Source organism: Mycobacterium sp. UNC410CL29Cvi84, assembly GCF_000686745.1.
GTDB lineage: Bacteria > Actinomycetota > Actinomycetes > Mycobacteriales > Mycobacteriaceae > Mycobacterium > Mycobacterium mucogenicum_B.
Genome location: NZ_JMLM01000018.1, coordinates 101,674 through 111,085 on the forward strand (window position 1 = coordinate 101,674; position 9,412 = coordinate 111,085).

The window sequence follows — 9,412 nt, forward strand, 5'->3', positions numbered from 1 at the left end:
GCTGCCCCGGCGCGTCCTGCTGCCTAACGTCGATCTTCCGTAGTGAACAGAGGTGGCGATGAGCAGAAAACACATATCCCCGCTCGGTGTGGTCGGCGTCGTCGCCATCGCGGTGGCCGGAGTTCTGATCGGGTTCAAGAACATTCACGGTTCATCGCCGGATGCACTGTTGAACGTGTCGTACGACCCGACGCGCGAGCTGTACGCGGCGCTGGACCCGCAGTTCGTCGCGGAGTACCGCAAGCAGTCCGGCGTCACGGTCGACATCGCTCAGTCGCACGGCGGATCCGGCCGGCAGGCGCGCAACGTCATCGACGGTACGTCGAAAGCCGGTGTCGTCTCGCTGGCATTGGTCAGTGACGTCGACAAGCTGGCCAAGCGCGGGCTGATCGCCAAGGACTGGCAGCACCGGCTGCCCAACAACTCGGTCCCCTATACGTCGACCATCGTGTTCGTGGTTCGCAAGGACAACCCGAAGAACGTCCACGACTGGCCTGATCTGGTCAAGGGCGATGTCTCGGTGGTGACCCCGGACCCGCGCACGTCGGGCAACGGCAAGCTCAGCGTGCTGGCCGGGTGGGGTTCGGTGACGACCCGTGGCGGCTCCGAGGCCGCGGCCCACGACTACCTGGCGGCGTTGTTCAAGCATGTCGCTGTCGCCGATGAGGGCGCGCGCGGCGCGGCCACCAGCTTCGCCGTGCAGAAGATCGGCGATGTGCACCTGACGTGGGAGAACGAAGCCATCCGGGAGGTGGCCGCGGCACCCAACGAGCTGCAGATCGTGTATCCACCGGTGAGCATCAAGGCTGAGCCCGCGGTGGCCTGGGTGGATGCGAACGTGGCCGGCAAGAAGACCGAGGTCTATGCAAAGGCCTACCTGAACTACCTGTTCACCGACCCCGCCCAGGACGTCATCGCGAAGTACGGCTACCGCTCGATCAACCCGCAGATTCAGGCCAAGTATCGGGCCCAGCTGCCGGACATCGCGCTGTTCCCGGTGTCGGCGATCGCCAAGGACTGGGACGACGCCGCCGAAAAGTTCTTCGGCGACAACGGAATCGTCGACACCATCCATATCCCTGCGCAGCGAACGGTGGTGGGATCGTGAGCCTGCTTTCGAACCTGAAGACCAACTACGACCGCACCCTCGCCCGGCGTGATCTGATCGCCGGCCTGACGGTGGCCGCCATCGCTCTCCCACAGGGCATGGCGTACGCCCTGATCGCCGGCGTCGACCCCAAATACGGTGTCTTCTCGGCCATCGTGGTGACCCTCATCGCGTCGATATTCGGCTCGTCGTCGCACCTGATCAACGGACCCACCAGCGCCATCTCACTGTTGGTGTTCAGCTCGCTGGCGTTCATCGATCCCGAGAACCGCACCGAACTGTTCGAGGCCCTGTTCCTGCTCGCGGTGCTGGTGGGCACCATCCAGATTCTGATCTCGGTGTTCAAGCTGGGTGACCTGACCCGGTACATCTCCGAGTCGGTGATCGTCGGGTTCATGGCGGCAGCCGCGTTCCTACTTGCCTTGGGCCAGTTGGGAAATGCGCTCGGCGTCAAGGACCGGGGCAACGGCAACATGCAGGTGCTGTACCGCACCTACCTCACGCTGTTCCACGGCGACGCGATCAACTACCGGGCCGTGGTGCTGAGCGCCACAGCCGTCGTCGCGGCCGTGGTGCTCCGAAAGTTGGTGCAGCGCTATGGCTGGCCGCAGATCGACATGCTTGCCGTGCTGGTCATTGCGGCGCTGATCGCCTACTTCTCGGGCTGGTCGACACCCGGGCACGGCGGCAAGACCGCGGTGTCGATCACCGGAAAGATTCCCGCCAGCCTGCCCGACTTCCACATTCCAGTGGTGCATTGGGAGTGGCTGCCGCATCTGTCGGAGGGCGCGTTGGCGGTCGCGTTCATCGGTTTGATCGAGGCGCTGTCGATCGCGAAAGCCATTGCGCACCAGACACAGCAGAAGATCGACTACAACCGGCAGATTCTGGCGGAAGGCCTGGCCAACCTCACCGGTGGCTTCTTCCAGAGCCTGCCCGGTTCGGGTTCGCTGTCGCGGTCGGCCATCAACTTCCAGGCCGGTGCGGCCACCAGGTTCTCCGGCGTCATCGCGTCGGTGGCGGTGGCCGGCGCACTGCTGCTGTTCGCGCCGCTGCTGAGTTACATCCCGAAGGCGGCGCTGGCCGGTCTGCTGTTGGTGACCGCGGTTCGCCTGGTCGATTTCCAACGACTGGTGCACACCGTCCGGGCCTCTCGTTACGACGCCGGTCTGGTGATCGTCACGGCAATCACCGGCGTGGTCGTCGACCTGGACAAGGCGGTGCTGCTCGGCGTGGCGCTGTCGATCCTGCTGTTCGTCCCGCGGGCCTCCAGGCTCAAGATCGCCGAGCTCGTGGTCACGCCGGAACGCGTGGTCCGAGAACGGGTCGGCGACGAGCCGGACAATCCGGCGGTGCTCATCTACGACATCGAAGGAGAGTTGTTCTTCGGTGCCGCACCGGAAATCGAGCACGCGCTGGACGCGCTCACCGAGCGGGTCAAGGCCGAAGGCACCCAATTCGTGGTGCTCCGGCTCAAACGTGCCCGCAACCCCGACGCGGTCGGCATCGAGCGTGTCGAGCGGTTCCTGCACGACCTGACCGAGCTCGGTGTCACCGTCCTGCTGGCCGGCGTTCGGCCCGACACCCTGGACGTCCTGAGCAACGTCGGGCTGCGCGACTGGTTCCCGGACGAGCGCATCTTCCCGGAAGAGGAGAAGGAGTTCTCGGCAACGCTCAAGGCGGTCCGCTACGCGGAGTCGCGGCTGGTCCCCAGTCGCGACGGCAGCGACGACGAGCTGTACTACCTGGTCTGACCGGACCCGCTACTGCGGCAGCAGCGGCGGACGGCAGATGTTGTTGATCGGGTCCCACCACGCGCCGTCGCGGCAGTCGAGCGGCGTCGTCGAGACCGGCGGCCGGCAGCTGTTGATGTTCGGGTCCCACCAGCCGCCCGGACAGTTCTGCACCAGCGGGGCCTGGCACCGGTTCTGCACCGGGTCCCACCAGGTGCCGTTGTCGCAGTCCGCGTTGCTGACGGCCGGCGCGATCGCTGCGGTGATGGCCATGGGTGCCAAGGCGGCCGCGGCGATGACGGCGGCACGCTGCAGAGACTTGTGCATGCCGTCAGCCTAAATGGCCTCAGTTACAAGGCAAGTCACCCGGTGTGTAGTAGGGCACCCCGGCCGGGGTGTAGCACGGCGGCCGGCCGGCGGCGGCCTGCGCGGCCGCGTCCTCCGGAGCCGCCGCGGCCACCGCCGCGTCGCCGGCGATGTTCGTGCAGCCACCCGCACTGACGTGGCGACCGCCGACGCTGCCGCACACATCGGCGTGTGCGACCGGTGCGCCGACGGCCGGCACGGCCGCGGACGCCAGCAGGAACAGCACTGCAGCAACGCTTTTCTTCATGTGAAGATTATTGACGACTTCGTCAGGCTGGTGTCAGCTTTCCTTGTAACTACCGTCGTCGGTCCGGGTGAAGTAGCGGCCGGGCGGGGGCAGCGGGTCGCGGCGCAGCGGCCCGGCGACCGGGCGGTGCCACGGCGTCATCGGCACCTCGTCGACGACGCGGACGAACGCCGGCCGTTGCGCGGCCGGCAGACTCGCGAGTGCCTCGTCCAAGTCGCCGGCGGAGACGTCCTGCCCGTCCACCAGGGACAGCGCCGCGACCGCCACTTCGGCGTCGTCGGCGGCGACGCCATAGGTGTGCACCAGGTCGACGGCGGGCAGCTTGCCGAGGGCCGCGGTGATCGGCAGGGACGCCACCACCTCGTCGGCGGTGCGGATCTGGGTGTCGACCGAGTCGATCAGCCAGTAGTCGCCGTCGGCGTCCCGGCTGACCAGGCTGCCGCTGGAGAACCAGGCGTCGCCGGCCTCGAACAGATTGCGCAGCGGCGGCGCCGACGCGGTGGTGGCCGAGCTGATCTTCACCAGCAGCAGGCCGGTCTCGTCGTCGGCGCACCGGATGGCGTAACCGTCCGCGCCCGAAACAAGTTGCTGCGCTTCGGGATCCCATCGCACGACCTCGACGGTCGCGCTGCCGGGGAGCGGTCGCCCCAGCGATCCGGGCTTGGCCGGGTTGACGTTGGCCAGGATGGCCTCGCCCTCGCTGGTGGACCAGAAGTCGAGAACACCGGCCGGCGCGAACCGGTCCAGCACGCGGCGCCACAGGCCGCGGGGCATGCCGGAGCCGACGAACAGGCGCACCGAGTGGTTGCGCTCGGCGGGCTGCGGGGCGGCGTTGACCAGCGGCCGCAGCTGCGCCCACGTGTAGCAGACGATGGTCACGCCGTAGCGGCGCACTTCCGTCCAGAACGTCGTCGGGTCCAGGTCCTTGGCCATCGCCAGCCGACTGCCGCCCGCGACCGCGCCGCCGATGCCCGTCAGCAGGCCGGAGGTGTGGTAGATCGGGTTGATGCAGTAGACGGTGTCGGAGTTGTTCAGCGTCGCCGACGTCGCGGTGCCGTATGCCGACAAACCGAAGCGGCCGTTGGTGACTCGGATGGGGCGGGGATCGTCGTCCGGGCCGCCGAAGAAGATGAACGCGAGCTCGCCGGCACGGCCCGGGTTGGGGCGGTACCAGTCGGGGATGCGCACGGCGTTGGTCTCGCCGATCTCGAGGGCTGTGAGGGTGCGGTCCCGGTTGAGGTACGGGGTGTCCAACAGGAATGTGTGCAGCGGCCGGCCGGCGAAGTCGGCCTCGGAATGTTCGGGGTCGGCGATGACGCGGTTGACCCTGCCGAGCTCGACTTCACGCGCGGTATCGGCACCGGGCCGGAGCATCACGGCGACGGCACCGATGCGGTTGAGTGCCGTCACCACCGCCAGTGACGACGGGCGCGTCCCCATCAACACACCGACGTGCTCACCGGCGCGCACGCCCGCGGCGAGCAGGCCGCGCACCACCGCGTCGATGCGGACCTTGTTCTCGCCGTAGGTGTAGCTGCGGTCCTCGTACATGAAGCTGACGTCGTTGGGCGCGTGCTGCGCCTGCTCATCGAACAAGAGTGCCAACGAGATTCGGGTGTTCGCGTCCAGTCTCCGGATGCGTGCCAACCGGGGCATCTGACGCGACACGGTGCCGAACATGCCGCGGACGTCCCCGACCGACCGTGCGACGGAGCCGGCGACCATGCGTCCGGCGTCGATCAATGCCTGGACGCCCTCGGCCGGTCCGGCCGGCGCCGCTTCGGCGGCGGCGGTCGCGGTGTCGACCTTGGTGACGTGCTCCGGCTGCGGGCCCTTGCCTTCGGCAAACCGCATCCAGTCGGCGACCAGCGGCCACGTGTGCGATGTCGCGGTACTGCCCACCACCAACCCGAAATGCCCTGCGTGCAAAGTGCTTTCGTAGATATCTGTGCGTGGTGCGGCACCCAGAATTCCGCGTACCGAGGCCGGCGGGGCGATCTCGTCAACATCGCCGACGAACGCCAGGATCGGCGAGGTGATGTCGGCGAGCGTCACCGGTCGTCCGGCGATGCTGAATCCGCCCGTCAGCATCCGGTTGTGCATCAGGAATTGCTGCAGGAATTCGGCGAGTGCCGGGCCGGGCCACGCCACCCAGCCGTCGTTCATCAGGTAGCGGCGCTGGCCTTCGCGCGGCAGCAGGGCATCGCGGTCGTGCAGAGCGGCCAGGAACTGCAGCTGGCCCGTCACCGCTTTCACGGGGTCGAGCAGCTGGAAACCCAGCCGCGTCGCCCAGCCCGGCACGGACCGGCCGCGCAGCACGTTCTCCATCACGAACCCCATGCCGGGAATCGCGATTTCGGCGGGGACACCCATCGGGGCGGTTTTGCTGAGATCGACCGGGCTGCCGAAGGTGATGACGCTGGCGATGCCGACACTGCGCCGGTACGCCGAGGTCTGGTAGCAGAACATGCCGCCCTGCGAGTAGCCGGCGAGGTGGACGCCGCCGCCGGTCAAGTTGACCATCTCATCGATGGCCGCATCGACCGCCAGCACGTGATCAGCCAGGTTGCGCTCCAGGCCGCCCGCTTCCTTCTCCGGCGAGCCGAAGTCGATGACCCAGGGGTCGATGCCGTTGTCGATCAGGGTCCGAACGCCGCTGGCCTGCGGCGATACGTCGAACACGTCGGCGGTCAGCATCAGCGGCGGCACCAGCAGCACCTGGGGACGGCCCGCCTCGCCGCTGGTTCGGTAGCGCCGCAGCTTGTGGATGCGGCCCTGGGCGACGACGTCGTACGGCGCCGGTTCTTCGCCCGTCTCCAACCCGCCGTAGCGAGCAACTTCCAGCCAGTTGCGAGTCGTCGCCACAACCCTGTCGAACATTCAGTCGGCCCTTTCGCTCAACACTCGGTGCAGATCATGCCAAGCGGACGCGTTCACCACGGCAGTTTGACCGCCAGTCTCGGTGCCGGTGGGTTGGTCGACCGCAAATGCACGTCGGTCGAACGGATCGGATCGAGGACGCGGGTCAGGAAGGTGACCTCGTCGGCGAGGACTTGCGGTTGCCACGGCTCTTCGTAGAAATCGAAATGGTCGATGGGGTACTCACACAGGTGCGCGAGGTAACCCGCCTTCTTCGCGGCCTTTTTGGCCGCATCCGGCGGTGCGATGCGGTCATTGGTGCCGACCTGCACCAGCAGCGGGCACTCCAGCTCACTGGCATGCACGGTCGGCCGGTTGAACGCGACCTCCAGCACGGTGCGGGCCGCGAACTCGTTGCGCCACGTGGGGCCGGCCAAGGCGAGGTAGGACTCCTCGGAACCCGGAGTGCTGAGCGGTGCGACGCTTCCCGGCTGTCCGGCGATCGGCAGGTAGTGGGGATTGCGGCCGAACCGGGCCCCCGCGGCATCGAACAGTCCGTGCGCCACCATGCGCGCTATGTGACCGGCACTCGTCTCTCGCACTCCCTGCACCAGGGCAGCCATCCCGTCGGTGGCTGGACACACGGATACCACCGCGGCCACCCGTTGATCTTCGGCGGCGACGGCGATGGCATGCCCGCCGGAATACGACGTGCCCCACAGCGCGATGCGGTCCCGGTCGACACCCGGCAGATTGCGGGCGGCGTCGATGGCGGCGTGGTAGTCCTGCCGTTGCTTCTTGACCGAGATGTACTGGCGTGGTTCGCCTTCCGAATCGCCGAAGCCCCGGTAGTCGAACAACACCACGTCCATGCCGGCGGCGGCGAAAGGCTCCGCGAACGCCATGAGGCCGGAGTCGCGGGTACCGCCGAAGCCGTGGGCCATGACCACACACGGCCGCCCGCTGTTGGCGGTCAGCGCGTCACTCTGCGCGGTCAGATGCGTAGCGGCACAACGCTCGCCGTGGCTGATGAAAAAGAAGTCGGTTGTCATGATCGCTCCTTCGGTCAGACCACGGACAGCGGCGCGGCGGCGGGCGTGAAGACGAGCGCAGGATCTTCGATGGGCCCGTTGCGCAGCCGCTCCTGATCCATTTCGTAGGCGTGCTTGAACGCCCATGGGCCATAGGTGCCGCCGCGTGGAAACTTCGCGACGGCCCGCTGGACGTAGCCGGACGTCATGTCCAGCAACGGAACTCGTTCCATGGTCCCGTCCTCCAGGATCGGGACCACCTTGCCGTAGCCGTGCTCGTCCATGTAGTCGAGCATCCGGCAGAAGTGCTCGCACACCAGATCGACCTTCAATGTCCAGGCGATGTTGGTGTAGCCGACGGCGAACGCGAAATTGGGCACGCCGGACAGCATCATGGCCTTGTAGACCGTGAGGTCGGGGAGATGCAGCAGGTGTCCGTCGACGCTCAGCTCGATCTTGCCGAAGGGGACCATGTTCAGTCCGGTCGCCGAGATGATGATGTCGGCAGTGAGCTCCTGTCCGGACTTCAGCAGGATGCCGTGCTTGGTGAACCGCTCGATATGGTCGGTGACGATCGAGGCCTTGCCCGTCGAGACCATCTTGAACAGATCGCCGTCGGGCACCATGGCCAGGCGTTGCTGCCACGGGTTGTACTTGGGGGTGAAGTGCGTGTCGACGTCGAAGTTCTTGGGCAGCTGTCGAGCCACGTTGGCGATCAACAACTTTCGCATCAGCTTCGGGTAGCGCATACACATCTTGAACATTCCGCGGTTCAGCGAGATGTTCTTGCGCCGGACGATCTTGTACGCCCGTTCGTGGCCGAGGACCTTGTTGAGGACGTTGGCTATCGGGTCGGACGCCGGTATCGAGAACACGTAACTAGGGGACCGCTGCAGCATGGTGACGTGTGCGGCCTTGTCGGCCATGTTCGGGATCAGCGTGACGGCCGTGGCGCCGCTACCGATGACGACGACGTTCTTGCCCGTGTAGTCCAGATCCTTCGGCCACAGTTGGGGGTGGATCACCGGGCCCTCGAAATCCTCGCGGCCGGGGAAGTCGGGGATGTACGGGTTCTCGTAGTCGTAGTACCCGGTGCCCAGGAACAGGAAGCGCGAGGTGAACGTCTCGGTGTGCCCGTCGTGGGTGGTCGTGACGGTCCAAAGTCCCTGCCGGGAGTCGAAATTCGCAGATTCCACGTGGTAGCCGAACCGGATGTGGCGGGCCAGGTCGTTCTCCTCGACCGTCTGCTGCAGGTAATCCAGGATGATGTGCCCGTCGGCGATGGACTTGCGGTGCGTCCACGGCTTGAAGCCGAAGCCGAAGGTCGGCATGTCCGAGTCGGACCTGATGCCCGGGTATTGGTGCAGGCTCCAGGTGCCGCCGATCGCGTCTCGGCCCTCCAGCACCATGAACGACGTGCCCGGGCGAAAAGTCTTGAGGTGATACGCCATTCCGATACCGGAAATCCCGGCGCCGATGACCAGGACGTCGATGGGAGCGGTGGTTGTCATGGGCACTCCTTTGCCGGTCCGGCGGGTGTACCTGACTCTAATTCCGTGCCGCGTCGTCCATGCCGGGTTTCGCAGGCCCGGCAAAGCAGCCTCGACGCTTAGGTGGGCTGGGTAAATCGGGCGGGTTTGTTGGTCCTACCTCGTCCCATCGTGGCGGTGCCGGTGGATCGTCGACGCTTAGGTGGCCTAGCTGTCCTTTGACGCTCCTGCGGCCCCGGTCGCTTCGCCCGAAGTTCTCTGGACGGGTCTGGGACCCTCGGCGGTTAGGTCGGCTCCGCAATCGTTCCGGCCCATCCCAAAGGGCTCCGGCTCCGGCCGGTCGATCCCCGACGGTTAGGGCGGCTAATCGGTCCTGCCGTCCGGCGCGGCGCCTTGGCAGGTTTCGGGGGCTCGCTGCTTGGCGTCCCGCGTTCGCGGACCGAGTTGGCTAGTTGTCCTAACCGTCGACGATCCATGCGCCTGGGGGTGGAACCCAATCCTGCTGTGGCGCTTCTGTTTAGGTGCTCTAACCGTCGACGATGAGGCGATGTCAGCAGTCGCTGATCTTGTCGGTGGGC

7 protein-coding genes are annotated in these 9,412 nt (G+C 66.6%); 2 read left to right on the forward strand and 5 right to left on the reverse strand.

What is annotated here, in order from left to right; genetic code table 11:
• The first annotated feature begins 58 nt into the window (after positions 1-58).
• Together BR47_RS31220 and BR47_RS0123040 are read left to right on the forward strand one after the other, a co-directional pair.
• Positions 59-1,108 carry a sulfate ABC transporter substrate-binding protein gene (locus BR47_RS31220; RefSeq protein WP_036427678.1) on the forward strand — a complete coding sequence of 350 codons (1,050 nt, stop codon included), beginning with the start codon at positions 59-61 and terminating at the stop codon, positions 1,106-1,108.
• Positions 1,105-2,862 (forward strand): SulP family inorganic anion transporter, encoded by a 1,758-nt coding sequence (locus BR47_RS0123040; protein ID WP_029120915.1) that lies wholly within the window; start codon positions 1,105-1,107, stop codon positions 2,860-2,862. The genes BR47_RS31220 and BR47_RS0123040 overlap by 4 nt, the downstream gene beginning before the upstream one ends.
• Positions 2,863-2,871: 9 nt before the next feature.
• On the opposite strand, the gene BR47_RS0123045 is transcribed toward BR47_RS0123040, so the two are convergent.
• Genes BR47_RS0123045 through BR47_RS0123065 form a run of 5 tightly spaced genes read right to left on the reverse strand, consistent with a single transcriptional unit; the run spans position 2,872 to position 8,855 of the window.
• Positions 2,872-3,168 (reverse strand): hypothetical protein, encoded by a 297-nt coding sequence (locus BR47_RS0123045; RefSeq protein WP_020103971.1) that lies wholly within the window; start codon positions 3,166-3,168, stop codon positions 2,872-2,874.
• Between the two features lie 19 nt (positions 3,169-3,187).
• The gene (locus BR47_RS0123050; RefSeq protein ID WP_036427679.1) at positions 3,188-3,454 is read right to left on the reverse strand and encodes a hypothetical protein; all 267 of its coding nucleotides are present in this window, start codon (positions 3,452-3,454) and stop codon (positions 3,188-3,190) included.
• A gap of 33 nt (positions 3,455-3,487) precedes the next feature.
• Positions 3,488-6,334 (reverse strand): AMP-binding protein, encoded by a 2,847-nt coding sequence (locus BR47_RS0123055; protein WP_036427680.1) that lies wholly within the window; start codon positions 6,332-6,334, stop codon positions 3,488-3,490.
• A 53-nt stretch (positions 6,335-6,387) separates the two neighbouring features.
• A complete protein-coding gene (locus tag BR47_RS0123060) occupies positions 6,388-7,365 on the reverse strand; it encodes an alpha/beta hydrolase (protein WP_029120918.1) in 978 nt (325 codons plus the stop codon).
• 14 nt (positions 7,366-7,379) lie between these two features.
• Positions 7,380-8,855: a flavin-containing monooxygenase gene (locus tag BR47_RS0123065; RefSeq protein ID WP_051634952.1), complete on the reverse strand. Its 1,476-nt coding sequence runs from the start codon at positions 8,853-8,855 to the stop codon at positions 7,380-7,382.
• Between the last annotated feature and the right edge of the window lie 557 nt (positions 8,856-9,412).

What these genes read in the sequence shown, in the direction of transcription:
- BR47_RS31220 (WP_036427678.1), top strand. Translation starts at nt 59, where the DNA reads ATGAGCAGAAAACACATATCCCCGCTCGGTGTGGTCGGCGTCGTCGCC.
- BR47_RS0123045 (WP_020103971.1), bottom strand. Translation starts at nt 3,168, where the DNA reads ATGCACAAGTCTCTGCAGCGTGCCGCCGTCATCGCCGCGGCCGCCTTG.
- BR47_RS0123050 (WP_036427679.1), bottom strand. Translation starts at nt 3,454, where the DNA reads ATGAAGAAAAGCGTTGCTGCAGTGCTGTTCCTGCTGGCGTCCGCGGCC.
- BR47_RS0123055 (WP_036427680.1), bottom strand. Translation starts at nt 6,334, where the DNA reads ATGTTCGACAGGGTTGTGGCGACGACTCGCAACTGGCTGGAAGTTGCT.
- BR47_RS0123060 (WP_029120918.1), bottom strand. Translation starts at nt 7,365, where the DNA reads ATGACAACCGACTTCTTTTTCATCAGCCACGGCGAGCGTTGTGCCGCT.
- BR47_RS0123065 (WP_051634952.1), bottom strand. Translation starts at nt 8,855, where the DNA reads ATGACAACCACCGCTCCCATCGACGTCCTGGTCATCGGCGCCGGGATT.